The 24344-nt window shown below is 72.3% G+C and carries 23 protein-coding genes and 1 pseudogene; 17 read left to right on the forward strand and 7 right to left on the reverse strand.

Translation table 11 applies throughout. The features are described from left to right. The first annotated feature begins 142 nt into the window (after positions 1 to 142). Positions 143 to 1234, forward strand: coding sequence for a fatty acid desaturase family protein (locus tag AB0K36_RS15560; RefSeq protein ID WP_364593689.1), 1092 nt, complete (start codon positions 143 to 145; stop codon positions 1232 to 1234). A gap of 94 nt (positions 1235 to 1328) precedes the next feature. Further along, positions 1329 to 1511 carry a tail-anchor membrane protein gene (locus AB0K36_RS15565; RefSeq protein ID WP_005307749.1) on the forward strand — a complete coding sequence of 61 codons (183 nt, stop codon included), beginning with the start codon at positions 1329 to 1331 and terminating at the stop codon, positions 1509 to 1511. Between the two features lie 268 nt (positions 1512 to 1779). On the opposite strand, the gene AB0K36_RS15570 is transcribed toward AB0K36_RS15565, so the two are convergent. The 3 genes from AB0K36_RS15570 to AB0K36_RS15580 form a co-directional block, all read right to left on the reverse strand. Beyond that, complete coding sequence (locus tag AB0K36_RS15570; RefSeq protein WP_364593693.1) at positions 1780 to 2583, reverse strand: hypothetical protein; 804 nt, start codon at positions 2581 to 2583, stop codon at positions 1780 to 1782. A 76-nt stretch (positions 2584 to 2659) separates the two neighbouring features. Further along, positions 2660 to 2974 (reverse strand): hypothetical protein, encoded by a 315-nt coding sequence (locus tag AB0K36_RS15575; RefSeq protein WP_189472100.1) that lies wholly within the window; start codon positions 2972 to 2974, stop codon positions 2660 to 2662. Positions 2975 to 3123: 149 nt separating this feature from the next. Then, a complete protein-coding gene (locus AB0K36_RS15580) occupies positions 3124 to 3753 on the reverse strand; it encodes a class I SAM-dependent methyltransferase (RefSeq protein WP_364593696.1) in 630 nt (209 codons plus the stop codon). A gap of 303 nt (positions 3754 to 4056) precedes the next feature. On the opposite strand from AB0K36_RS15580, the gene AB0K36_RS15585 reads away from it, so the two are divergent. The 4 genes from AB0K36_RS15585 (at position 4057) to AB0K36_RS15600 (ending at position 8542) form a co-directional block, all read left to right on the forward strand. Continuing rightward, positions 4057 to 4911, forward strand: coding sequence for an MHYT domain-containing protein (locus tag AB0K36_RS15585; protein WP_364593699.1), 855 nt, complete (start codon positions 4057 to 4059; stop codon positions 4909 to 4911). 51 nt (positions 4912 to 4962) lie between these two features. After that, positions 4963 to 7527: a sensor histidine kinase gene (locus tag AB0K36_RS15590; protein ID WP_364593702.1), complete on the forward strand. Its 2565-nt coding sequence runs from the start codon at positions 4963 to 4965 to the stop codon at positions 7525 to 7527. Beyond that, on the forward strand, positions 7524 to 7946 hold the full coding sequence (locus AB0K36_RS15595) for a roadblock/LC7 domain-containing protein (protein ID WP_364593705.1): 423 nt from the start codon (positions 7524 to 7526) through the stop codon (positions 7944 to 7946). Before AB0K36_RS15590 ends, AB0K36_RS15595 begins: the two co-directional genes overlap by 4 nt. Positions 7947 to 8197: 251 nt before the next feature. Beyond that, the gene (locus tag AB0K36_RS15600) at positions 8198 to 8542 is read left to right on the forward strand and encodes a DUF742 domain-containing protein (RefSeq protein ID WP_364593898.1); all 345 of its coding nucleotides are present in this window, start codon (positions 8198 to 8200) and stop codon (positions 8540 to 8542) included. A 43-nt stretch (positions 8543 to 8585) separates the two neighbouring features. Here AB0K36_RS15600 and AB0K36_RS15605 read toward each other — a convergent pair whose 3' ends face one another. Next, positions 8586 to 9158: a GNAT family N-acetyltransferase gene (locus tag AB0K36_RS15605; protein WP_364593708.1), complete on the reverse strand. Its 573-nt coding sequence runs from the start codon at positions 9156 to 9158 to the stop codon at positions 8586 to 8588. A gap of 77 nt (positions 9159 to 9235) precedes the next feature. Here AB0K36_RS15605 and AB0K36_RS15610 point away from each other — a divergent pair, with 77 nt between their 5' ends. From AB0K36_RS15610 to AB0K36_RS15635, 6 genes are all read left to right on the forward strand, one after another. Next, the gene (locus AB0K36_RS15610; RefSeq protein ID WP_189472112.1) at positions 9236 to 9850 is read left to right on the forward strand and encodes a GTP-binding protein; all 615 of its coding nucleotides are present in this window, start codon (positions 9236 to 9238) and stop codon (positions 9848 to 9850) included. Positions 9851 to 9952: 102 nt separating this feature from the next. Beyond that, on the forward strand, positions 9953 to 10357 hold the full coding sequence (locus tag AB0K36_RS15615; protein WP_005307718.1) for a roadblock/LC7 domain-containing protein: 405 nt from the start codon (positions 9953 to 9955) through the stop codon (positions 10355 to 10357). A gap of 108 nt (positions 10358 to 10465) precedes the next feature. Beyond that, positions 10466 to 11521, forward strand: coding sequence for a DUF6397 family protein (locus AB0K36_RS15620; protein WP_364593712.1), 1056 nt, complete (start codon positions 10466 to 10468; stop codon positions 11519 to 11521). 147 nt (positions 11522 to 11668) lie between these two features. Then, a complete protein-coding gene (tdh, locus tag AB0K36_RS15625) occupies positions 11669 to 12697 on the forward strand; it encodes an L-threonine 3-dehydrogenase (RefSeq protein WP_364593716.1) in 1029 nt (342 codons plus the stop codon). 45 nt (positions 12698 to 12742) lie between these two features. Next, positions 12743 to 13936, forward strand: coding sequence for a glycine C-acetyltransferase (locus AB0K36_RS15630; RefSeq protein WP_189472117.1), 1194 nt, complete (start codon positions 12743 to 12745; stop codon positions 13934 to 13936). Next, a complete protein-coding gene (locus AB0K36_RS15635; protein WP_364593719.1) occupies positions 13933 to 14847 on the forward strand; it encodes a LysR family transcriptional regulator in 915 nt (304 codons plus the stop codon). The genes AB0K36_RS15630 and AB0K36_RS15635 overlap by 4 nt, the downstream gene beginning before the upstream one ends. A 109-nt stretch (positions 14848 to 14956) precedes the next feature. Here the strand turns inward: AB0K36_RS15635 and AB0K36_RS15640 are convergent, their stop codons facing one another. Next, positions 14957 to 15466: an SRPBCC family protein gene (locus AB0K36_RS15640; protein WP_364593722.1), complete on the reverse strand. Its 510-nt coding sequence runs from the start codon at positions 15464 to 15466 to the stop codon at positions 14957 to 14959. Positions 15467 to 15808: 342 nt separating this feature from the next. On the opposite strand from AB0K36_RS15640, the gene AB0K36_RS15645 reads away from it, so the two are divergent. The 3 genes from AB0K36_RS15645 (at position 15809) to AB0K36_RS15655 (ending at position 18099) form a co-directional block, all read left to right on the forward strand. Continuing rightward, positions 15809 to 16174, forward strand: coding sequence for a hypothetical protein (locus tag AB0K36_RS15645; protein WP_364593725.1), 366 nt, complete (start codon positions 15809 to 15811; stop codon positions 16172 to 16174). Positions 16175 to 16732: 558 nt separating this feature from the next. Then, entirely contained in the window at positions 16733 to 17134 is a 402-nt protein-coding gene (locus AB0K36_RS15650) for a GNAT family N-acetyltransferase (protein ID WP_435877870.1), read from the forward strand. A 197-nt stretch (positions 17135 to 17331) separates the two neighbouring features. Then, the gene (locus tag AB0K36_RS15655) at positions 17332 to 18099 is read left to right on the forward strand and encodes an NPP1 family protein (protein WP_364593731.1); all 768 of its coding nucleotides are present in this window, start codon (positions 17332 to 17334) and stop codon (positions 18097 to 18099) included. A gap of 189 nt (positions 18100 to 18288) precedes the next feature. Here AB0K36_RS15655 and AB0K36_RS15660 read toward each other — a convergent pair whose 3' ends face one another. Further along, positions 18289 to 19566: a ricin-type beta-trefoil lectin domain protein gene (locus AB0K36_RS15660; protein ID WP_364593734.1), complete on the reverse strand. Its 1278-nt coding sequence runs from the start codon at positions 19564 to 19566 to the stop codon at positions 18289 to 18291. A 240-nt stretch (positions 19567 to 19806) separates the two neighbouring features. Between AB0K36_RS15660 and AB0K36_RS15665 the strand changes: the two genes are divergently transcribed. Both AB0K36_RS15665 and AB0K36_RS15670 read left to right on the forward strand, forming a co-directional pair. Next, positions 19807 to 21075 (forward strand): MFS transporter, encoded by a 1269-nt coding sequence (locus tag AB0K36_RS15665; protein WP_364593737.1) that lies wholly within the window; start codon positions 19807 to 19809, stop codon positions 21073 to 21075. 296 nt (positions 21076 to 21371) lie between these two features. Further along, positions 21372 to 21823 (forward strand): annotated as a pseudogene (locus AB0K36_RS15670) (GlcG/HbpS family heme-binding protein). Positions 21824 to 21910: 87 nt separating this feature from the next. On the opposite strand, the gene secD reads toward AB0K36_RS15670, so the two are convergent. After that, complete coding sequence (gene secD / locus AB0K36_RS15675; RefSeq protein WP_364593740.1) at positions 21911 to 24241, reverse strand: protein translocase subunit SecD; 2331 nt, start codon at positions 24239 to 24241, stop codon at positions 21911 to 21913. Positions 24242 to 24344: the final 103 nt, after the last annotated feature.

A 24344-nucleotide genomic window follows, 5' to 3' on the forward strand; every position in this document is an offset into this window, starting at 1 on the left:
GGGTGGTGGCGCCATCGCCCCCAAGGGCCCCCGGTCCATACGTTTATCAGGCCGGAGCAGTCGGACAGTTCGCGCATCCGGCGCAGCCACCTTCTTTCGCGCGCGTCCGGCACCCCCGCCGTCCACAGACCGGAGACCCACCATGCCCCAGGGCACAGCCACCCTTTCCCCGCCCACTGCCGCCGCCACCGAGGTCCCCCGAAGCCGCCGGTCCGGCGCGGGCAGCGAGTTCGCACCACTGCTGCGCACGGTGAAGGAACAGGGTCTGCTGGAGCGCCGCACCGGCTGGTACGCGCGTGGCATCACCGTGAACCTCCTGGCCCTCGCCGCCGTCGTCACCGGCGTGGTGCTGGCCGGGGGCTCCTGGTGGGTGCTGCTCCTGGCGCCGCTGCTGGCGCTCTTCTCCACCCGTGCCGCCTTCTTCGGTCACGACGCCGGCCACGCGCAGATCGCCGCGGACCGCCGCAAGAACCGGATCATCCAGCTCGTGCACGCCAACCTGCTCCTCGGCATGAGCCAGGAGTGGTGGAACGACAAGCACAACCGGCACCACGCCAACCCGAACCACGTGGACAAGGACCCCGACGTCGCCGCCGACGTCCTGGTCTTCAGCGACAAGCACGTCGCCGGCCGGGCCGGACTGCGTGGCTGGCTCACCCGCCACCAGGCCTGGCTGTTCTTCCCGCTGACCACCCTCGAGGGCATCGCCCTCAAGATCTACGGCTTCCAGGCCGTGTTCTCCCGCGCCGGCGGCCGCCAGAAGCGCGGGGAGCGTGTCCTCGAAGGCGTGCTGCTGCTCGCTCACGTCGCCGGGTACGCCGCCCTGCTGCTGGCCGCCATGCCCGTCGGCCAGGCCGTGCTGTTCGCCCTCGTGCACCAGATGGTCCTCGGCCTTCACCTGGGTATGGCCTTCGCCCCGAACCACAAGGGGATGGAGATGCCCGACGAAGAGACCGGCAAGGACTGGGGCCATCTGCGCCGGCAGGTCCTCACCTCCCGCAACATCCGCGGCGGCCACGTCACGGACTGGTTCCTCGGCGGCCTCAACTACCAGATCGAGCACCACCTCTTCCCGAGCATGCCCCGGCCCCACCTGAGGCTCGCCCAGCCGCTGGTGCGTGCGCACTGCCGGGCGCTGGGCATCCCGTTCACGGAGACCGGGCTCGTCGAGTCCTACCGCCAGGCCCTCACCCACCTGCACGAGGTCGGCGAGCCCCTGCGGCAGACCGCATAGTGGAAAAGCCGCGCGGGACCGCATAGTGGAACCGTGGGGCGAGTGCGCACGTTCTCACAGCAGGAGCGGCCACAGCCGCGGAGGAGGCGTCGAAATGTCGACACGCACAAAGATCGTGATCGGGGGAGTGGCCGTCGGCCTGCTCCTGATGCCGCTGCTCGGATTCTGGCTGTCGCTGCTGGTGGTGCTCGGCGTGCCGGCGGTGGCGTACCTGATGCTGGACCCGAGCCAGCGCCGCAGGCTGCGGCGCGTCTCCCGTAAGGAGATCGGCCGCTGAGCACCGCCGCGGCGGCGCCCTGACGACCCGAGGCCCGCTTCGCCCCCATCGAGGGCGGAGCGGGCCTTCTCGCGTCGAGCGGGAGCACCGGGGCGGCTCCGGTGGCGGTCTCCGGCCGGGCGCGTTGCGGGCGCGCGTCGCGCCACGGGACCGGGACGGGCTCCCGGAGAGCGGGTGACGCCCTGCTCGCCGTGGTCCGGGTGGGGGACGGCCCCGGCTCAGGAGGGGGGAGGGCCCCCCCGGCTCAGGAGGGGTGGACGGCCCCGGCTCAGGAGGGGTGGACGGCCACCCTTTCCAGCGCCTCCAGCAGCCCGGGCAGCTCAGGGCCGCGGCCCACCGGCACCACCTCGCCCGGCTCCTCGTCCAGCAGAAGGAAGGCGATGTCGTCGGTCTTGGCGACCATCGACCAGCCGGGGCCGTCCGCGCGCAGCATCCGGGCCCCGCCAGGGGCGAAGGAGGAGCGCACCCGGCCGGGCGGCGGCGCCGACTCCACATAGGCCCTGGCCTGCTCCAGGACGCGGCGCACCTGCTCGCGCGGCTGCCGGCTCCCGTCCTCCGGAGCGTCGGCGGACGTCCCCGCGGCGTCGTCGTCGATCTGCCCCCGCCACTGCGCCCACCGCAGCGCGACCTCGTCGGCGCCCAGCCGGCGCTGTGCGGGACCCCAGGTGTCCATGTCCGGCGGGGCGAGCGGCGGCCGGTCACCCTCCTCGGGGGCGGGGTCGTGCGGGGCCGGCACCCCGGGCGCGGCGACCGCGACCGCCAGCGGCCAGCCGGGCAGTGCCGCGACCACGCTGTGCTCGTCGGGCGACAGGTCGTACTCCATGCCGCAGTCCCAGGAGGCGATGGCGACGGCCACGAGCGACACGTCGTCGACCACGACCGTCCAGCGCGCGCCCCCGGCGTCCTGCCCGAGAACCAGCCCGTAGCCCTCCTCGTACGGCTCCAGGCCCAGTGCCTGGCAGGCGGCCGGGTAGTCGTCGCCGAGCACGCTCGGGAACTGCGCCGGCGTGAGCAGCACCGCGGTCAGTACATACAGCGAGTCGTCGTCGACGGTGTCTTCCGCCCCGGCCACGGCCACCTCCCCATCCCATCGTTTCGTCGGCGCACCTTAACCAGTGGGTAACCCGCGCGTCGAGTGGCGGCGGCCGCTAATTCGATCCGGCGGGCTGGGCCCCCGGGAGACCCAGAAGCCCGCGCGCGACCACCTCGACCGGCTCGTTCCGCTCGCGGGCGAGAGCGACCACGGCGCGGCAGGCGAGCTGGTTGACCCCGAAGACGAGGGCGTCCGGGGCGACCCAGCCGGCCGCCTCGTCCAGGCGGTCGTCGTCTTCCTCTATGGACGCCGTCACATAGGTCGCGGCCGCCTCGAACAGGTTGTGCTGTCGCGCGGACGGCCCGGGTGCCTTCGCCCGGGACGGACGGGAGGCGAGGTAACTACGGAGCCGAGCGAGCACGGTGACCACCTTCTCCGGGGCGGCCGGACGCCGCCGATCAGTTCAAGTGTTCCACCGTCGGGCCCCGTTCGAACGGCGACGAGAGCGCTTACGGCAGCGTTCCCGGTCGGCAGCGGACGCCGGTGCCGTGCCGCCGGACCCGGGTGCTGTGCCGTCGATCAGCTGCCCGGGAAGCGCTCCTGACGGGCCGCCAGCGCGAGGAAGCGGTCGTCCTCGTCGACGTAGGACGTCATCCGCCAGCCCGATCCCGCCAGCAGGGGACGCAGGTTGGGCTCGGCCCGCAGATCGTCGTCGGTGATCCGGCGGCCCTGGCGCGCGGCGAGCGCGGCGCGGCCGACGGGGTGGAACAGGGCGAGCCGGCCGCCCGGCCGCACGACCCGGGCCAGTTCCCGCAGGTTCTCGGCGGGATCCGGCAGGTGAGAGATCAGCCCCGCGCCGAAGACCGCGTCGAGCGAGCCGTCGGTCAGAGGCAGCCGGGCCACGTCGGCGAGCAGCAGCCGGCCGCTGCGGTCACGTCCGGCGAGCCGGGCCCGGTGCAGCATCTCCGGGGTCAGGTCGACGCCGAGGACCACTCCGGTCGGGCCCACGGTGGCCCGCAGGGGTTCAAGGGCACGCCCCGTGCCGCAGCCCGCGTCGAGCACCGCGTCACCGGGGCGCAGGCCCATCTCCCCGACCGCGGCGGCGTAGGCGGGGCCGTCGTCGGGGAAACGGCTGTCCCAGTCCGCGGCCCGGACGCCGAAGAACTCCTGGACGCGGGTGTGGTCATGCGCTGAGCGGTCGACGGCCATGGCCCCATGATCCGCCATACGGTGCGGGTACGTCACGGCGGTGGCGCCGCGGGTTTCCTCACCGGCGGTGTCCATTCGATTCCGCCGCGAACCCGGCGGCGCCCGGAGGTCCGGCCACACGCGGTCCGCCGCCGGCTGCCCGCGGTCTCGCCACGCGCGCGCTCCGCCGCCCCCGCACATGACCGCACTGTGCACACGTTCGAGCGCGGCACGATCGTTCAGAAACATCTACCTGTCATATTCCAGCAGCTTTCGAACTGCGCCCCTGGCGCGCGCCCCCCTCCGGGCTAGCGTCCCTGAGCCATGGGACACCTGGACCACGCGGCCTTCGGCCTGCTCACACCCGCGCTGTCGTACCTGATGGCTGTCATCGGCGCCGCCCTCGGGCTGCGCTGTACCGTGCGCGCCCTCTCCGCCACCGGCCGATCCCGGCGCAACTGGCTGATCACCGCCGCGTCCGCCATCGGCACCGGTATCTGGACGATGCACTTCGTCGCCATGCTCGGCTTCGCCGTGCGCGGCACCGACATCCGCTACAACGTGCCGCTGACCATCGTCAGCCTCGTCGTCGCCGTGCTCGTCGTCGGCGCCGGTGTGTTCTGCGTCGGCTACGGCCGCAACCGGGCCGTGGCCCTGCTGATCGGCGGTCTCGCCACGGGGCTCGGCGTCGCCAGCATGCACTACCTGGGCATGGCGGCCCTGCGGCTGCACGGCACCGTGCACTACGACCCGCTCCTCGTCGCACTGTCCGTCGCCATCGCCGTGGTCGCCGCGACCGCGGCGCTCTGGGCGGCCCTGAACATCAGGTCGGCCGTCGCGGTGGCCTTCGCGTCGCTCGTCATGGGAGCGGCCGTCAGCAGCATGCACTACACCGGCATGCTCGCCGTCGGCGTGGACGTCGCCCCTGCCGAGGAGAGCCTGCCGGGAGCAACGGCGATGCAGTTCATCTTCCCCCTGACCGTCGGGCTCGGCTCGTACCTCTTCGTCACCTCCGCGTTCGTCGCGCTCTCCCCGACCGCCGGCGAACACGCCGCCTACACCTCCGCGCAGCAGCCCGAACCCACCGCTCCCGCCGCGCCCACCACGTCCACCACGTCCACCGATCCGAGCACGTCCACCGCACGCACCACGCCCACCACGCCCACTGCCACCGCCTAGCCGGTCCGGGCGACGCTGCCGCGCCCAGCACGTATCCGGAACGAGGAGCCCATGCGCACATCCCGTACGACCCCGGGCGGCGAGTCGCCGTTCCCGCACCCGCCACCGCACGGGCCGGCGGTCCGCGGGCGGCGGGCCCACGCCGGGCCCCCCGCGGTCGAGCACACCGGACAGGAACCACGTCCGCAGCAGCCCCCGTGGCCGGACTCCCGCAGGCGACTGTTCCAGCGGCCCAGGACGGTCCGCGCGAAGGTCATCTCGCTGCTGATGGTGCCCGTGCTCTCGCTGCTGGCGCTGTGGGGCTTCGCCACGGTCACCACCGCCCAGGACATGGCGCGGCTGAGCCAGGCCCAGCGCATCGAAAAGGAGGTGAGCGCACCCGTCGCCCTTGCTGTGACCGCCCTCCAGGCCGAAAGGCGTGCAGCTCTGCGGCAGTTGAGCGGCCCTTCGAAGGAGCGGGCGTCCGCGTTCGGCATCGAGGCCCGCCGTACCGACGACGCGGTGCGCCGCCTGCGGCTCGACGACGCGCACACCGTCGCCGACGGCGGTGACACACCGCGGCCCGTCGCCCGGCGTCTCGGCCGCTTCGTCTCGCTGGCCGGAGAGCTGGACACCGTGCGCACCGCCGTCCTCGAAGGCAAGACCTCATGGGACAGGGCCTACAGGACCTACACCGACACCGTCGGCGCCGCGTTCGACGTGGCCGGCGCGGTCGCCGGCATCCAGGACCACGGTCCGGGCGCCGACGCGCGCGTACTCCTCGAGTTCGCGAGGGCGGGCGAGATGCTGGCGCGCGAGGACGCCCTCGTCACCTCCGCGCACATCGACGGAACCTTCGGCGAGGACCGGCTGCGGACGTTCACCGGCACCGTCGCCGCGCGCACCGCCCTCGTCGAGGGCGCCGTCGCCGACCTGCGGGGCCCCGACCGTGCGGCATGGCACGACCTCACCGCACAGCCCGCCCACCGGGCGTTGCGCGCGGCCGAGGACCGGCTGTCGGCCGCGACCGCGGGACGCAAGGCCGCGAGGGCAGTCCCCGCCGGTGACTGGGACCAGGCGTACACCGCGGTCGGCGACGGCATGCGCGACATCGCCGCACAGGCACGCCGCGCTGCCGCCGAGAGGTCGGATCCCCTGGGCGGGGGCGTCTTCACCGTCGCGGGCGCGGCGGTCCTGCTGGGACTCGTCGCCGTCGCCGCGTCGCTCGTGATTTCCGTCCGGATCGGGCGTGCTCTGGTCGTCGAGCTGACCGTCCTGCGCAACAGCGCCCTGGAGATAGCACGGCGCAAACTGCCGCACGCCATGCGCCGGCTGCGAACCGGCCAGCAGATAGACATCCAGGCAGAGGCCCCGCCCGGCGCACCGGCGGAGGACGAGATCGGACAGGTCTCCGAGGCGCTCGGCACCGTGCACCGCGCGGCCCTGAGCGCCGCCGTGGAGCGCGCCGAACTGGCCGACGGCATCTCCGGCGTCTTCGTCAACCTCGCCCGCCGCAGCCAGACACTGGTCCATCGCCAGCTCACTCTGCTGGACGCCATGGAGCGGCGCGCGGACGACCCGGGTGAACTGGGCGACCTCTTCCGGCTCGACCACCTCACCACCCGGATGCGCCGCCACGCGGAGAGCCTGATCATCCTGTCCGGCGCCGCCCCTGGCCGGGCATGGAGCAGGCCCGTCCCCCTCACCGCCGTCGTGCGCGCGGCGGTGTCCGAGATCGAGGACTACGCGCGGGTCGAGGTGCGGCAGCTGCCGGAGACATCGGTCACGGGCGCCGCCGTCGCCGACATCACGCACCTGATGGCGGAACTGGTCGAGAACGCCGCCCAGTTCTCCCCTCCGCACACCAAGGTGCGGGTCACCGGCGAACCCGTGGGCAACGGCTACGTCCTGGAGATCGAGGACCGCGGACTCGGCATGGGCAAGGACGTGCTGGCGGAAGCCAACCGCAGACTCCAGGAATCGGAGGCCCTCGACCTCTTCGACAGCGACCGGCTCGGCCTGTTCGTCGTCAGCCGCCTCGCCGCCCGGCACAGCATCAAGGTCCATCTCCGGGCGTCGCCCTACGGCGGCACCACCGCCGTGATCCTGCTGCCCACCGATCTGCTGCAGCACGCCCTGACCGGCGCCGACGGCGCGCGCGGCACCGCCCGCGCGGAGGCGGAACCGCCGCGCGGCGCACCGCGTCCCGGCCTTTCCGCGTCGGCACCGCCCGCGCCCGCCTCCTCGGCGCCCGCCTCCTCCTCCGCTGTGCCCACCCCGCCGCCACCCGCACCCGCCGCACCGGTCACCGCCCGGGCCGGCCGTCCCGCGATCGGCGCGCCGCCCGGACAAGGGGCGCCGCCCACTCTGCGGGCACTGCGACTGCGGGACACACCCACCGGAACCGGCGACGGTGAACTCCCGCGCCGGGTACGGCAGTCCCACCTTGTGCCCCAGCTGCGCGAGGCGCCGCGGCCCGAGGAGCACCGCGCCCCGGCGGCGGCCGACGACGCCCCCGAGCACCGCACCCCCGAACTGGTCCGCGACCGGATGACCGCGTACCGCAACGGCTGGACCAGAGGCGGCGGCAGCGCGCCCGGCCCGACCGGCCCAGGCACCGAAGGAGACCACGCATGACCGACCACGAGACAGCCGCGGCCCACTACCGGTTCGGCGACCTCGACTGGCTGCTGGACGATCTCGTACAGCGCGCCGGGCAGGTCCGGCACGCCGTCGTGCTGTCCAACGACGGCCTGCCGGTGGGAGCCTCCCACGCACTGAGCCGCGAGGACGCGGAACACCTGGCCGCCGTCGCCTCCGGTTTCCACAGCCTCGCCAAGGGCGCGGGTCGGCACTTCCACGCCGGAGGCGTACGGCAGACCATGGTCGAGATGGACGACGGCTTCCTCTTCGTGGCCGCCGCCGGGGACGGCTCCTGCCTCGCCGTGCTCACCTCCGCCACGGCGGACATCGGCCTGGTCGCCTACGAGATGGCCCGCCTCGTCAAGCGCGTCGGCGAACACCTGCGCACGCCCCCGCGCGTCGATGCGACATGAGCGGCGCGGGCATCGGACCGAACGGTGACGGACCGAGAGACGTCGGACTGAGCGGCGTCGGCCCGAGCGGCTCCGGCGAGACGGGCGCGGGGCCGGCGGGTTTCGGGCCGGCGCCTTTCGGGTCCGCCGGTTTCGGAGAGGCAGGCGCCGGGCCCACGGGTTTCGGAAGCGGGGGCGCCGGCCCCACGGGTTTCCGAACCGGTGGCGCCGGCCCCACCGGCAGCCAGTGGTACGACGCAGAGGCCGGCCCGCTGGTCCGTCCGTACGCGATGACCGGCGGGCGCACCAGGCCGGGCCCCAGCAACGTACGGTTCGACCTCATCGCGCTCGTCGTCGTGGACACCGACGGCCCCGGCCCGGAAGCTGAGTCCCTGCTCGGCCCGGAGCACCGGGTGCTGCTCACCCTGTGCCGGTGCGAGACCCAGTCCGTGGCGGAGCTCGCCGCCGACGCCGACCTGCCGGTCGGTGTCGTGCGGGTGCTGCTGGGCGACCTGCTCGAAGCGGGGTTCGTGAAGGTCCGCCGGCCGGTGCCGCCGGCGCAGCTGCCCGACGAACGGATCCTCAGAGAGGTGATCGAGGGGCTGAGAGCGCTGTGAAGTGCGGGGCGAGCCGACGGCATGACGCGGCGCGAGCGGCCCTTCAGAGCGAGGGCGTCCGGCTCCGTTCCCATTGCTCACGCGTCAGCGCGTACTCGACGTCCCCCAGCTCGGAGCCCTCGATCTGCTCCGGCCACTCCTCGAAGAAGGTGCGGACGAAACGCAGTCCGGCCTTCTCCATCACCCGACGCGAACGGGCGTTGACCGTCATCGTGTTGGCGGTCACCCGCTCCACACCGAGCTCGGAGAACCCTTTGTGGATCAGTGCCAGCGACCCCTCGGTCGCGAGTCCCCGGCCCCATGCCGCCCGTCCCAGGCGGTATCCGAGCTCGACCTCGCGGCAGCTGTCCTCGGACTCGGGACGGAAGACGAACCAGCCGAGGAACCGGCCGGACCCGCGCTCCTCGGCCGCCCAGAAGCCGGGACCGCCGCAGCAGCGGTAGCGGTGCAGGAGACGCGGCATGAGCTCGCGCTCCACCTCGTCGGGCGCGGCCGGCCGGCCGCCGTTGATGTACCGCATCACTTCCGCGTCGTCGACGATGCCGCGCACGTCGCCGGCGTCGGCGTCGGTGAAGGCGCGCAGGGTCAGCCGGCCGGTCTCGAGGAACACACGCATGGCCCGATCCTGGGTCACCCCGCCCGCAGCGTGCATCCGATTTTCACCCGCACACCCACTCCGGAGAGAAGCGACCGATGGTTTCCCAGATCCTGGACGGCACCAGTGAGGACAGCACCGCCCTCGCGCTGAAGATCCTGGTCGCCGGCGGCTTCGGCGTCGGCAAGACCACCCTCGTCGGCGCGGTGAGCGAGATCCGGCCGCTGCGCACGGAGGAACAGCTGAGCAGGGTCGGACGCACCGTGGACGACACGGAGGGCGTCGACCGCAAGACCACGACGACCGTCGCCATGGACTTCGGCAGGATCACCATCCGCTCCGGCCTGTCGCTGTATCTGTTCGGGACCCCCGGCCAGGACCGCTTCTGGTTCCTGTGGGACGAGCTCTCCCAGGGCGCTCTCGGCGCGGTGGTCCTCGCCGACACGCGGCGGCTGTGCGACTGCTTCCCCGCCGTGGACTACTTCGAGCACCGAAGGATCCCGTTCGTCGTCGCCGTGAACTGCTTCCCGGGCGCGCGTACCTTCGCCGCCGAGGACGTCTCCCGGGCCCTCGACCTGGACGAGGGGACTCCCGTCGTGCTGTGTGACGCCCGGGAACGCGACTCAGGGAAGGAGGTCCTGGTACGCCTCGTCGAGTACGCGGGACGCTTCCACACGGCCCGGATCCTCGGGCCGGCGGAGCAGCCGCGGTGACAGCCGTCCCCCGGCGCACCTTGCCCTGCGCCGCGCCGTGCGAAAGGCTTACGGGCGAACGCGGGGCCACGGGGAACGTACGAGCGGGGAGGACGAACGACCATGGCGTTGGACAAGGGACTCGACTGGCTGCTGGACGACCTCACAAAACGGGTCGAACACGTCAGACACGCACTCGTGCTGTCCAACGACGGGCTGGTGACCGGCGCCAGTACCGGTCTCGCGCGCGAGGATGCCGAGCATCTCGCCGCCGTCTCCTCGGGCCTGCACTCCCTCGCGAGGGGATCCGGCCGCCACTTCCGCGCCGGCCGGGCACGCCAGACGATGGTCGAGTTCGACGAGGCGCTGCTCTTCGTGACGGCGGCGGGTGAGGGCAGCTGTCTGTGTGTCCTCACGGCCGCCGAGGCCGATGTCGGCCAGGTCGCGTACGAGATGACCCTCATGGTCAACAGGGTCGGCGAGCACCTGGGCGTCGAGGCGCGCCAGCCCGGCGGCAGCCCCTTCTGACCCCTCCGGCCTGCGGCGGGGCAGGTTGTCCACAGGCCTCGGCGGGATGTCCTCGCGTCGGGCTACGGTCGTCACCGAGAGTATCCACAGCTCACGGGGGAGACCGTCATGACGGTACGGCAGACGTCCACGACCAGCCTCGCGTTCGGCAGAGCCGCGCAGGAACTGGCCCTGAAGCGCGGCGAGTTGGAGCTCGCGATCCAGCTGGGCCAGGTGCGTGCGGCACCGGACGGCAGTGGAGGGCCGCCTCGCGTCGAGCGGCGGGAGATCGAGCGGCTCCGGGCCGGGCACGGCTTCCCGGCCGCACTGAGGGAGCGGCTGCGGACGGTCGGCACGGTGGACGGCGCGGCGCTGGCATCCATCAGCCAGGGCCGTTTCCTGCGGCTGGCCCGCACCGGTCATTTCGCACCGGTGCGGTTCTACGTCAACCGCTACCACGCCGTGGTGTGGCTCTATCTCGCCGAGGAAGTGCTCGACTTCACCCGCGACCATGCGCCGCTGCTCACCGGCAGGACACCGCCCGAGGTCCGCGCGCTGCTCGCGGCCGGCGAGGACCGGCGACCGCGTAATTGGCGGGGGCGACGGCTCGGCCAGTTGCTGCGCGCGACCTCCGATCCCTGGCGGCGGGCAGCGGCGATCGCCGCCGTGCTCGATCCCGTGACCGTCGCAGAGACCGTTCCCGATCCCTATGAACGCTCCCGTCTGAGTGTCCTCCGCCCGGAGATGGTGCCCGCACCGCCGAAGTCGCCGCGGGGGAGGGAGATCGTGGAGCGGCTGGTGACCGCCGACCGTCCCGACGAGATCCTGTGGCACCGGGCGAGCCTCGCCGATGCCCTGCGGGAGGCGCGCGAACACTCCGCGGCCCCGCGTCGTGCACCACGTGCACCAGGTGCGGCACTCGTCGGCGCTCCCCACCCGGACTTCCACCACGCGGCCCCGCACGCTGCCCTCCCGCACCTTGCCGGGGTCAGGGCCGGCGCGGGAGCCACAGCCTCACACCCCGCCCCCGTGCGGCGTCCGAGGAGCTCCCGTCCGTGGAGCAGGCCCTCGGGCGCCGGGCCTTCAGGGGCCCCGGCCTCGAGCTCCCGGCCCGGGCGCGGCGCGCGGGCGACGGCGCGCGGGCTGCTGGGGCGGCTGTGGGGGATCCGGGCAGGGCGGGCATGAAGCTGCGCTGTTGGCCCGCTTAAGAAAACCTCGATGGACGTGACGCTCCGAGCTGGGCAAATTGGAGCCCGTCCACTGGCCGGGGCCGTATTTTCGATATCCGGTCACCGCGACCGCCTGTCCGTCACCATGCCTGGAGCCGCACCGATGAAGGCACTTGTCAAGCAGCATGCCGAGCCCGGCCTCTGGCTCATGGACGTGCCGGAGCCGGAGACCGGACCGGGCGACGTGCTGATCAAGGTGCTGCGCACCGGCATCTGCGGCACCGATCTGCACATCAGGTCCTGGGACGGCTGGGCCCAGCAGGCCGTCACCACCCCGCGCGTCCTCGGCCACGAGTTCGTCGGCGAGGTGGCCGCCATCGGCGCGGACGTCCAGGACATCGCCGTCGGCGACATCGTCAGCGGGGAGGGCCATCTGGTGTGCGGCAAGTGCCGCAACTGCCTCGCCGGCCGCCGTCACCTCTGCCGCAGCACCATCGGCCTCGGCGTCGGCCGCGACGGGGCGTTCGCCGAGTACGTGGCGCTGCCCGCCTCCAACGTGTGGGTGCACCGCACCAAGGTGGACCTCGACGTCGCCGCCATCTTCGACCCCTTCGGCAACGCCGTGCACACCGCGCTCTCCTTCCCCCTGGTCGGGGAGGACGTGCTGATCACCGGTGCCGGTCCCATCGGGATAATGGCAGCGGCGGTCGCCCGGCACGCCGGTGCCCGCAACGTCGTCATCACCGACGTCAGCGAGTCCAGGCTCGCGCTCGCCCGCAAGGTCGGCGCGACCCTCGCGGTCAACGTCGCGGAGACCGACATCGCCGCGGCGCAGCGGCAGCTCGGCCTCAAGGAAGGCTTCGACATCGGCCTGGAGATGTCGGGCCGCCCCGAAGCCGTCCGCGACATGATCGACAACATGACGCACGGCGGCCGTATCGCGATGCTCGGCCTGCCTGCCCAGGAGTTCGCCGTCGACTGGTCGAAGATCGTCACGTCGATGATCACCATCAAGGGCATCTACGGACGGGAGATGTTCGAGACCTGGTACGCGATGACCGTCCTGCTCGAAGGCGGTCTCGACCTCAGCCCCGTGATCACCGGCAGCTACGGCTACCAGGACTTCGACGCGGCCTTCGACGAGGCCGCCACCGCCCGCAGCGGCAAGATCATCCTCGACTGGACCGTCTGAGTCCCGTATCCCCGCGTCCGAGCCCCAGACCTAGGAGAACTCCTCATGTACGCGTCCGTCCGCGACGACCTGCGTGCCACGATCGACGAGATCCGCGATGCCGGTCTCTACAAGCCCGAGCGCGTCATCGGCACCCCGCAGAGCGCCTCCGTCGCCGTCACCGCGGGCGGCGCCCCGGGCGACGTCCTCAACTTCTGCGCCAACAACTACCTCGGTCTCGCCGACCACCCCGAGGTCGTCGCCGCCGCCAAGGACGCGCTCGACCGCTGGGGCTACGGCATGGCGTCCGTCCGCTTCATCTGCGGCACCCAGGAGATCCACAAGGAGCTCGAGCAGCGTCTCGCCGCGTTCCTCGGCCAGGAGGACACGATCCTCTACTCCTCCTGCTTCGACGCCAACGGCGGCGTGTTCGAGACGCTCCTCGGCCCCGAGGACGCCGTCATCTCCGACGCCCTCAACCACGCCTCCATCATCGACGGCATCCGCCTCTCCAAGGCCCGCCGCCACCGCTACGCCAACCGCGACCTCGCCGACCTCGAGCAGCAGCTCAAGGAGACGCAGGACGCCCGCCGCCGGCTGATCGTCACGGACGGCGTCTTCTCCATGGACGGCTATGTCGCCCCCCTCGACGAGATCTGCGACCTCGCCGACCGCTACGACGCGATGGTCATGGTCGACGACTCGCACGCCGTCGGCTTCGTCGGCCCCGGCGGCCGGGGCACGCCCGAACTGCACGGCGTGATGGACCGTGTCGACATCATCACCGGCACCCTCGGCAAGGCCCTCGGCGGCGCCTCCGGCGGCTACGTCGCCGCCCGCGCGGAGATCGTCGAGCTGCTGCGCCAGCGCTCCCGCCCGTACCTCTTCTCCAACTCCCTCGCCCCGGTGATCGCCGCCGCCTCCCTCAAGGTCCTCGACCTGCTGGAGTCCGCCGGCGACCTGCGGGAGAAGCTCGCCGCCAACACCAAGCTCTTCCGCACCGAGATGGCGGCGGCCGGCTTCGAGATCCTCCCCGGCGACCACGCCATCGCGCCCGTCATGATCGGCGACGCCGCCGAAGCCGGACGCATGGCGGAGCTGCTGCTCGAGCGCGGCGTCTACGTCATCGGTTTCTCCTACCCGGTCGTCCCCATGGGGCAGGCCCGGATCCGGGTCCAGCTCTCGGCGGCGCACTCCACCGAGGACGTGACGCGGGCGGTGGCGGCCTTCGTCGACGCACGCGCGACAATGGGCGGGTGATCGACCCCCGGCGGCTGCGAATCCTGCGGGCCGTGGCGGACCACCGTACGGTGACCGCCGCGGCCTCCGCGCTCTACCTGACCCCTTCGGCCGTGTCCCAGCAGCTCAACGCGCTGGAGCAGGAGACCGGGCACGCCCTGCTGATCCGCAGCGGCAAGGGCATGCGGCTGACGGCGGCGGGCGACATCCTGCTCACCCACACCCACGCAGTCCTGGCCCAGCTGGAGCGGGCGGAGGCGGAGCTCGCCGAATACGCGGGCGGCGTGGCCGGCGAGGTGAGCGTGGCCGCGTTCGCCACCGGCATCGCCGAGGTCGTGGCCCCGGCCATAGACCGGCTCTCGAAGACCCGCCCCGGCATTCGGGTACGGGTACGGGACGCGGAGGGCGACGAGAGCCTGCCGCTGGTGCTCGACGGAGAGGCGGACCTCGCGGTCGCGGTGGAGTACCGGGGCGCTCCCGGCGCGGGTGACCGCCGGCTCGCCCGGGTGCCGCTGTACGCGGAACCGTTCGACGCCGTGCTGCGCGCCGACCATCCCCTCGCCGTGAAGGACCGGGTAGAGCTCGCCGAGTTCGCCGACAGTGACTGGATCGGTCCTTATCCGGGCAATCCGTGCCACGACATGGTGCTGCTGGCGTGTGAGCTGGCCGGGTTCGAGCCGCGTCTGCTGCATTCTTCCGACGACTTCCGTGCCGTCGTCGCACTCGCCGGAGCGGGCGCCGGGGTCGCGCTGGTGCCGCGTTCCGCTCTGCGCGGCATGGAACTTCGCGACACGGTCGTGCGCCCTGTCGCGGGCCCGGCGGCCACCCGCCGGGTCTTCGCAGCGGTCCGTCTCGGCGCGGAGGCCCATCCGCTGATCCGGCCGGTGCTCGACGCCCTGGCGCACACCGCGCAGGGTCTGTCCACGGACTGACCGACGACGTCCGGCGCCGGACGGGGCGCACGGGCGCGATCACGGGGCGGCCACACCATGGCAGAGCTGCCGGCGGACCATCCGGCCCGGGGTCGGGCCGGCCGGGGCGTCAGGAGGCCTCGGCCTCCATCGCCTTCTTCAGGTTCTCCAGTGTCGTACGGATGTTGCGGCGCTGGAACTCGGCGAAGGTGTGGCCCCGCGTCGCCAGCTTGTCGAACGTGTTGGCGACGACGTCGGGCCAGGCGCGGCGGTCGTCGATCCAGGTCTCCGTCACCCGCGTCCCGCCGCCGGCGGCGCGCTCGAAGCGGTACTCCCAGGTCGCGATGCGCCCGGGCAGCACAGGCCGCCGCCTGCCGATGGCGCGTACCCGGAACGCGAACCGCTCACCGGGGTCGGCGGCCGTGACGGTGCAGCGGGTGGTCCAGCTCACCGGCCCGCGTGTGTTGCGGCCGTCGAAGACCATGCCGACGTAGGCCTGTTCGCCACCGCTGCGCACGGTCGCGCCGCGGTTCTCGGGGCTCCAGCGCCCCATCAGCGCGGGATTGCTCACGTGTGCGTAGATCATCGAGGGGGCGGCGCCGATCACGACGCTGTCCGAGACACTGAGTATGCGGACCATGCGTACGACTCCGATCATCGTGGGCGTCCGACGCTATCGCGCCGCGTCCGGTCGTCGTACCGAGGGGCGGCCGTGTCCAAGTCGGTGCTGTTTTCAGGCTGTTGGGCAATGTGGTGCAAACGCGTACGGCGTGCCACGGCGGGGCGGAGGGGCGCGACGAGGACCGTGCCCGGGCAGGTTCCGGCACCGTGACCGTACGGCGGCGTGCCCCTGGGCGAACAGAGGGCCGGGGGTCGAGCGAGAAGTCTCCGCGAGAGCACGTCGTGGCGCTTTGCGGACCGGCCCCGTGGGCAGCTTCAATACGGCCAAACCTCTCATAAGGCGCGTGATCGGAGAATCGCGATGCTTACTCATGCGGTTGACCGGGGAGTCCTGGTCGTCACGATCCGCGTCGACATCGACATCACCGCCCGGGCGGTCACGGCGGAGAACGTCGCACGTCTTGTCCGCTGCCATCTGCCGCTGCCCGTGGTCGTCGTGCTCGCGGCGCCGATGGTGGGCGCCGCAACCCTCAGCGCGGTGCTCCGCGTCCATCGGGCGTGCAGCGGTCTGCGGGTCCCCCTGTCCGTCGCCACGCCGAGCGCCGCCGCGCGACGCGTGCTGCGGGCGAGCGCCGATCCCTCCCGCTTCCCGCTGGGTGTGTTCGCCACGGCCGACAGCGCGATCGCCGCAGCGGCCGCCGCCACCGCCCACGATGCCTCGGCGTGACCAGCCCTCGTCGGTGTGGTTGGCGTTCACCGGCGTGACCGGCCGTTGTCGCCTGCGGCGGCTGTAGCGGCGTGACCGGCCGTCGTCGGTGTGGCCGTCGTTCACCGGCGTGACCGGCCGTTGTCGCCTGTGGCGGCCGTAGCGGCGTGACCGGCTGTACCGGTGTTGCCGCCCGCTCGTCGGCGTGACGGGGCCGTCGCCGGACCGGCGTGATCGGCCGTCGTCTGCGTGACCGGCGCCACCCCGCGCGACCGCCGGCTCGTCGGGGTGACGGCGTGGTGGAGTCACCGTCGCACCCGTGCGCGGTCACGGCGGTCGTGGCGGTCACGGCGGTCACGGCGCGGCGGTGCCGTCCGTGGCGGTCGGCGTGAGGTGACGGCCCCGCGTCGGCGGGGAGGCACGGCTCGCGGCAGCGAGGAGACGTGCGGGCCGGGGCGGCGGGCGGTCGCGCCCGCACGTCATCTCGCGGCAACGCTATTGCAGTTGACGGGCCCGCACCGGACACGGTCTTCTGTGGCCGTGTCCCCACTCCGCATCCAGCAGGTGGACGGCGATGCCATGGTCCGTGACTGGCAGCACGTCCACAACACGATCATCCCTTCGCACCTCTTGTCGCTCGACGAGGTCCGGGAGCGCTCCGGGCGCCACCGCCTGACCGTGGCGTACCTCGGCGACGTCCTCGTGGGCTGCTCGACCGTCCGTCCGCCGGCGGACGGCACTTCGACGGCCACGGTGATCTCCAGGGTGCTCCCCGCTCACCGTCGCCAAGGCATCGGCGGGCAGCTCTACGAGCGGGAGTTGGCGGAGGCGCGCGCACTCGGCGCGGACGTGATCGAGACGGTGGTGCTCGCGTCCAACGAGGACGGGCTCCAATTCGCCCTGTCCCGGGGCTTCAGCGAGATCGAGCGGTATCTGCTTCCGGGCGACAGCGTGCCGTACATCGACCTCCGGCTGGCCTGACGGGCCGGCACGCCCCGCGGCGCGCGACGGCGACGCCGGTCGCCGAGTGGCATGCGCGGTGCGGCGCAATGCCCGGCCGCTCCGCCCGGGGACGGGGAGGGGCAAAGTGCCGCCGGGTCAACGAGGTTGGCGTGGATTGATATGGGCATGTCATTGAAGCCGCGTGCCCCACACCGCCGGCCGACCAGGAGGACGCATTGCGCAGCACGTCACGTATCCGCAGGGTCTCGCTCGTTCTCGGCAGCGCCGTCGTGCTCGTCATGGCGTCATCCGGCAGCGCCGTCGCCGCCCCGCCCACGGCCCTGCCCGCCGTCGCGGACGGACTGGAGCAGACCTTCCAGCCGGCCTACGACTACGACACGGACGGGTGTTATCCCACACCCGCCATCGGACCGGACGGGACTATAGCCGCCGGACTCAACACGACCGGCGCGGTCAACGGTCAGTGCCGTGACGCATGGGACCTCGACAACACCAACGGATACGCGCGCCACAAGTGCAACAACGGCTGGTGCGCGATCATGTACGGCCTCTACTTCGAGAAGGACCAGGCCGTCGCCGGCAGCGGACTCGGCGGGCACCGGCACGACTGGGAGCACGTCGTGGTGTGGGTGCAGAACAACGAGGCGCGGTACGTGGCCACCTCCGCCCACGGCGACTTCGACATCCACGGCCGTGACCGCATCCGGTGGGACGGCACACACCCGAAGATCGTCTACCACAAGGACGGTATCGGCACGCACTGCTTCCGCCCGGCGAACTCCAACGACGAGCCGCCGGAGAACCATTACCACGCCTGGCAGTTCCCCCGCCTCGTCGGTTGGAACGGCTACCCGGCAGGCCTGCGCGACAAGCTGAGTCAGGCCCGGTTCGGCAGTGCCGTCTTCGGTCTGAAGGACGGGAATTTCAACTACCACCTGGAGAAGGCGAAGCCGGCCGGCATCCCGTTCGACCCGCACGCCTGAGGACGCCGCCGGGGGCGGACGCCCGTCTCACACACGTCCGTCCGTCACCCGGTGGTCACGGGTCCACAGGAACGCGGCCCGGGCGTCCTCCGGTGGATGCCCGGGCCGCGGGACCTTCTGGGTGCGCCCGGCGGGCTGTGAGGCGGCGCCGCACCGGCCCGGCGAGGGCCGGTTCAGCGCTTCAATGGCTCATCTGGTGACCGTCCACTTCTGGTTGGCCGCCCCGGTGCAGGTCCAGAGCTGGAGCCGGGTCCCGTTGGCGGAGCTGTTGCCACTGGCGTCGAGGCACTTGTTCGCCTGGGGGTTGACGATGTCGCGCGCCGCGTTGGCGTCCCAGCGCTGGGCTCCCGAACCGTTGCAGTCCCAGAGTTGTACGAGAGTGCCGTCGGCGGTGCCGCCGGAGGCGGCGTCGAGGCACTTGCCGAGCGCCCTGATGGTGCCGTCGGCGCCCACGCTCCAGCGCTGGGCCGCGGTGCCGTTGCAGTCGTAGAGCTGTACGGGCGTGCCGTTGGCGGTGTTCGCTCCTGCCACGTCCACGCACTTGCCGCCGATGCCGGTGATCGGCCCGCCGGTCGCCGGGCTGTCACCCGTGGTGACCCGCACATGGTCCACGACGAGCTGCTGGGGGAAGACCGTGCTGCCGTCGGGGTCACCGGGCCAGTAGCCGCCGACCGCGAGATTCAGGATGATGAAGAACGGCTTGTCGAACACCCATTGGCGGCCGCCCAGATCGGCCGGCGTACGGGTCTGGTAGACGGTGCCGTCCACCGACCACGTCACCTTGTTCGGCGACCAGTCGACGGCGAAGGTGTGGAAGGCGTCGGCGAAGGCCTGGCCACCGGGGAGCGTGTATCCGGCGCCGATGCCGCCGGACCCCGAGTAGCCGGGGCCGTGCAGGGTGCCGTGGACGGTGGACGGTTCGAAGCCGACGTTCTCCATGATGTCGATCTCGCCCGAGGCGGGCCAGCCGATCTGCCCGATGTCGTTGCCGAGCATCCAGAAGGCGGGCCACATGCCCTGCCCGCGGGGCACCTTCAGCCGGGCCTCGACCCGGCCGTAGGTGGTGGTGAACTTGCCCGCGGTGTTCAGCCGGGCCGAGGTGTACTCGCAACGGCCGTACCAGCACTGGTAATTGCCGGGGTTCTCCCGTCGGGCGGTGATGACCAGGTGACCCTGCCCGTCGAGCGCGGCGTTCCGGTTGCCGGCCGTGTAGTACTGCCGCTCGTGGTTGTTGACGTTGTCGCCGGTCTCGATCTGCCACTTGCCGCTGTCGACGGCGGAGCCGGCGGGGCCGTCGAAGTTGTCGGAGAACGTGACGGCGGCGACCTCGGCGGCCGGGCGGAGGGCGGGGTCCGCCTGTGGTGACGGTGCCGGCGCACCGGTCGCCAGGCCGGTGCCGAGCGTGGCAAGGACCAGGACGGAGACGACGGTCGCGAGCAGGCGCCGTGGGGAGCGCGGGGAGTCCATGACTCTCCCTTCCGAAGCGTGAGGGAGGAAGGGGCTCCTGTCATGGATATGACAGCAGCTTAGTTCATTACGTGATTTAAGAAGTGAACTAAGCGGCTGTCAAGGGTTTGGTACGGACCTGGCTGTGGCCGCGGCTTCAGGTGCCACCACTCTGCAAAATGGAGCGCTTGCAATCAAATGCGTCTGCAACTATTGTCGACGCTCGTAAGGCGCACTCGCAAACCTCTGAAAGGTCCTCCCATGCCTCTTGCGCTGCTGGCCCTGGCTGTCGGTGCCTTCGGCATCGGCACCACCGAGTTCGTGATCATGGGGTTGCTCCCAGAGGTCGCGGCCGACTTCGGGGTCTCGATCCCCACCTCGGGTCTCCTGGTGACCGGCTACGCCCTCGGTGTGGTCGTCGGTGCCCCGCTGATGACCGCACTCGGCGCCAAGGTGTCCCGCAAGCGGATGCTGATGCTGCTGATGGGCCTCTTCGTCGTCGGCAACGTCCTGTCGGCCCTGGCGCCCACCTTCGGCATGATGCTCACCGGCCGGATCGTGGCCTCCCTGGCCCACGGCGCGTTCTTCGGCATCGGTTCCGTCGTGGCCGCAGGACTGGTCGCCCCGGACAAGAAGGCCGGCGCGATCGCGATGATGTTCACCGGCCTGACCGTCGCCAACGTGGTCGGTGTCCCAGGAGGCACCCTGATCGGGCAGTCCATCGGCTGGCGCACCACCTTCATGATCGTCGCCCTGCTCGGTGTCATCGGCCTGGTCGGCATCGCCCGGCTCGTCCCCGACATGCCGAAGCCGCAGGGCGTGCGGCTGCGCGACGAGGTGGCGGCGTTCAAGAACGCCCAGGTGCTGCTCGCCATGGCGATGACCGTGCTCGGCTTCGGCGGGGTGTTCGCCGCCATCACCTACATCGCGCCGATGATGACCGAGGTCACCGGCTTCGCCGACACCTCGGTCACCTGGCTGCTCGTCCTCTTCGGAGTCGGCATGGTCGGCGGCAACCTGCTCGGCGGCAAGTACGCCGACAAGCACCTGATGCCCCTGCTCTACACGACTCTGACCGCGCTGGCCGTGGTTCTGGGCCTGTTCACCGTCACCGCGCACCACAAGGTCCTGGCCGCGATCTCGATCCTGCTGATCGGCGCCCTCGGCTTCGCGACCGTGCCCCCGCTGCAGAAGCGCGTGCTGGACCAGGCCCACGGTGCCCCGACGCTGGCCTCCGCCGTCAACATCGGCGCCTTCAACCTCGGCAACGCGCTGTCCGCCTGGCTCGGCGGCATCGTGATCGCCGCCGGCATGGGGCTCACCGCTCCCAACTGGGTCGGCGCCGTCCTCGCCGCGGCAGCGCTCGTCCTCGCGGTCCTCTCCGCCTTCCTCGAACGCCGGGAGTCCCGCGGAGGCAGCCGTGTCCTCGCCGGGTCCACGGCCGCGGATCCGGCCACCACGACCGTCGGCGCCAGGACCGCGGCCGTGACGGCCGCGGAACCGGCACCGGTCACCGCGGCACGCCGCTGACCCACGACGACCAGCGGTGAACCGCACCGCACCGCGGAACGACACGAAGCAATCAGCTCGGAACCGCACCGCATCGCACCGCGGAACCTGACGAAGTAGTCAGCGGAACCGCACCCAGGAATCCGGAACCGCAAAACCGCATCGCATCGCAGAACCCCACGAAGTGGTCAGCGGAACCGCACCGCAGGAATCCGCGGACTCGCACCGCATCCACCGCAGAACCTGACAAAGCAATCAGCGCAACCGCACCCAGGAATCCGCGGAACCGCACGCAGCAATACAGGAGACCCATCCCCATGAGCACCACCGCCCCCGCCCCGCTGACCGTCCACGACGCGGAGACCTGCTCGACTCGGCCCGCGCCGCCGCAGAGGTCGCCGGCGTCACCGTCGCCGTCAGCGTCCTCGACGCGGGCGGCCACCTGCTGGCCTTCCGCCGCGACGACCGGGCGGTACTGATCGCCGGCGAGACCAGCACCCGCAAGGCGTACACCGCGCTCCAACTGGGCGCCCCCACCGCCGACCTCGTCGACGCCGTGCAGCCCGGCGGCCTCTTCCACAGTCTGCCGACCGCGCTCGACCGGCCGCTGCTCTTCATCGCCGGCGGCATACCGGTCTTCCGCGACGGACGCCTCGTCGGTGCCGTCGGCGTCGGCGGCGGCGCTCCGGAGCAGGACCACGGCTTCGCCACCGCGGCTGTCACCGCGCTGGACGGCGGTACGAGCAGGGACGGGAACCTCGCCGCCTGACGTCCGAGGAACGGGCCCGGCCCCTCCGCCGCCGCTGTGGCATCGACTGCCGCAGCGGCGGCGGCACATGCGGGGCCGGGCCCGGGATCAGACCACGGCGCCCGAACGGTCCCTCGCCCTGCCGGCCTCCTTCGCCTGCTTCACGCGCCCGGCCCCGCCGGTCCCGCGTGACTCGGGGTACCGGGACTGGAGGGCGAGCGCCACGGGCATCGCGGTGAAGACGGTGGACGCCATTCCCAGCACCACTCCCGCGAGCAGGGCGATCGAGAAGTCGGTCAGAGAGTCACCGCCCAGGACGGCCAGCGCGACGAGGACGAACAGCGCCCCCATGCCCGTGTTGACCGTCCGCGGCAGGGTCTGCGCGACGGCCCGGTCCGCCAGGGACTCCAGCGGGATCGAGCCGCCGGCCCTGCGGAGTTCGCGCAGCCGGTCGAGCACGACGACCGTGTCGTTGACCGAGTAACCGACGACGGTCAGCAGCGCGGCGAGGAAGACGCTGTCCATCGGCTTGCCGAGCCAGGCGAACAGACCCACCACCAGCGCCACGTCCTGCGTCATCGCGACGACGGCGGCCGTCGCGAACGTCCACCGGAACCGCACGGACAGGTACAGCAGTTGTGCCGCGACGGCGACGCCGAGCGCGATCAGCGCGTACAGGCGCAGCTCGCTGCCCAGACTGGGCCCGATGAGATCGTCGCGTTCCACGGTCAACTGCCCCGCTACGTCGTCGAGCGCGCCGCGGATCCGTTCCTGCTCGTCGTCGCCGCGTTCCTTGGTGCGTACGGAGATCCCGTTGTCGTCGGTCGACTGCACGACCGCGTCGGGGAATCCGGCGCCGACGACCGCCTCGCGGGCCGTGTCCGCGTCGACGGACCGTTCGGCCGTGTACTGCACGACCCGGCCGCCGGTGAACTCCACCCCGAACTCCACCCCGCGGACGCCGATCCCGGCCACCGCGAGGAGCAGCAGCCCCGAGCAGATCCCGAGCCAGCGGCGCCGGTGCCGCATCAGGCGCGGCGTACGCCGCGCCAGCCGCTCGCGCAGCCGCCCCGGCCCGGCCATGCCGGTCAGCTTGGGACGGTGCCTGACGTACGGCACGCTCAGCGCCCACTCGGCGAGCAGCCGGGTGATCAGCATGGCCGAGACCATCGACGCGAGCACGCCGATCGCGAGGGTCACACCGAAGCCCTTCACGGGGCCGGTCGCGAACACGAACAGCAGCCCGGCGGCCAGCAGCGTGGTGATGTTCGAGTCGGCCACCGCGCTCCACGCCTTGCTGAATCCGGTCCGCAGCGAGGACCTCAGGTCGCGCTTCCGGGGACCGCCGCGGCCTCCCGGGCGTGCGAACTCCTCTCGTGCGCGTTCGAAGACGAGCACGTTGGCGTCCACGGCGATGCCGATGGCCAGCACGAACCCGGCGAGCCCGGGCAGGGTGAGCGTCGCCCCGAGTGCCACGACGGCGGCGTACGAGATCAGCCCGTACAACGCGAGCGCCACCGTGGCCAGCAGGCCGAGGAGCCGGTACACGACGATGACGAACAGGCCGGTGCAGAGCAGTCCGATGACCGCCGCCGCCGCGCTGGCCCGGACGGCCTCCGCGCCGAGCGTCGGCCCCACGGTGCTCTGTTCCACGGTCGTCACCGGCACGGGCAGCGCGCCGCCCTTCACCAGAGCGGCCAGGTCGCGGGCCTCGTCCGGGGTGAACCCGCCGGTGATCTGCGCAGAGCCGCCCGTGATGCCCGCACCGCAAGGCACGCTGCTCTGCATGCCCGGCGCCGACACCACCGTGTCGTCGAGGACGATCGCGACCCTGCGCGCGGGATCGGCGGGCGCCGCGCAGGCCGCCTCGCCCGTGATGCGTGCCCACTGCTTCGCCGCGTCGCCGCGGAAGGAGAGGTCGACGGTCCAGCCGCGGCCCTCGAGGGTGTCGAGCACCGCCTCCGCGTCCTCGACGCCGTCACCGGTGAGCGCGGGCGGGCCGAGCCGCAGGAACTGCCCTGGCGCGTCGGGGTCGGCGAGGACGCGTGCGCCGTCCTTCCCGGGAGCGCCGGCGGGTCCCTCCGAGGTGCCGCTGACGGGATGGAAGGTGAGCTGCGCGGTGCGGCCGATGACCTGCGCGGCCTCGCGCGGGTCCTTCAGGCCCGGAAGTTCGACGACGATGCGCCGCTCGCCGGAGCGCGCGAGGGAGGGCTCGGTGACGCCGAGCCCGTCGACGCGCCGGCGCAGCACCTCCATCGCCCGGTCGGTGGCCTCCCGGTCGGCGGTGACGGTGGGGGAGTCCCGGGTCTCGAGGACGATACGGGTTCCGCCCCGCAGGTCCAGGCCGAGCCGGGCCGGTGTGGTCAGGGCGACGTACAGGGACACGGCGACGACGGCGAGCGCGATCAGCGCCCGCCAGAACGTTGCGCGAGATGACATGGATGCTCCACGGGCAGCACGCAGGCGCGCCCGGCGCCTGCGCTGATTGAGGACGCGAGGAAGAGGACGTCACGCCACCGGTCCGCGGACACGCCGCGGTACC

The sequence above is a fragment of the Streptomyces kurssanovii genome, from assembly GCF_040677245.1.
Taxonomy (GTDB): domain Bacteria; phylum Actinomycetota; class Actinomycetes; order Streptomycetales; family Streptomycetaceae; genus Streptomyces; species Streptomyces kurssanovii.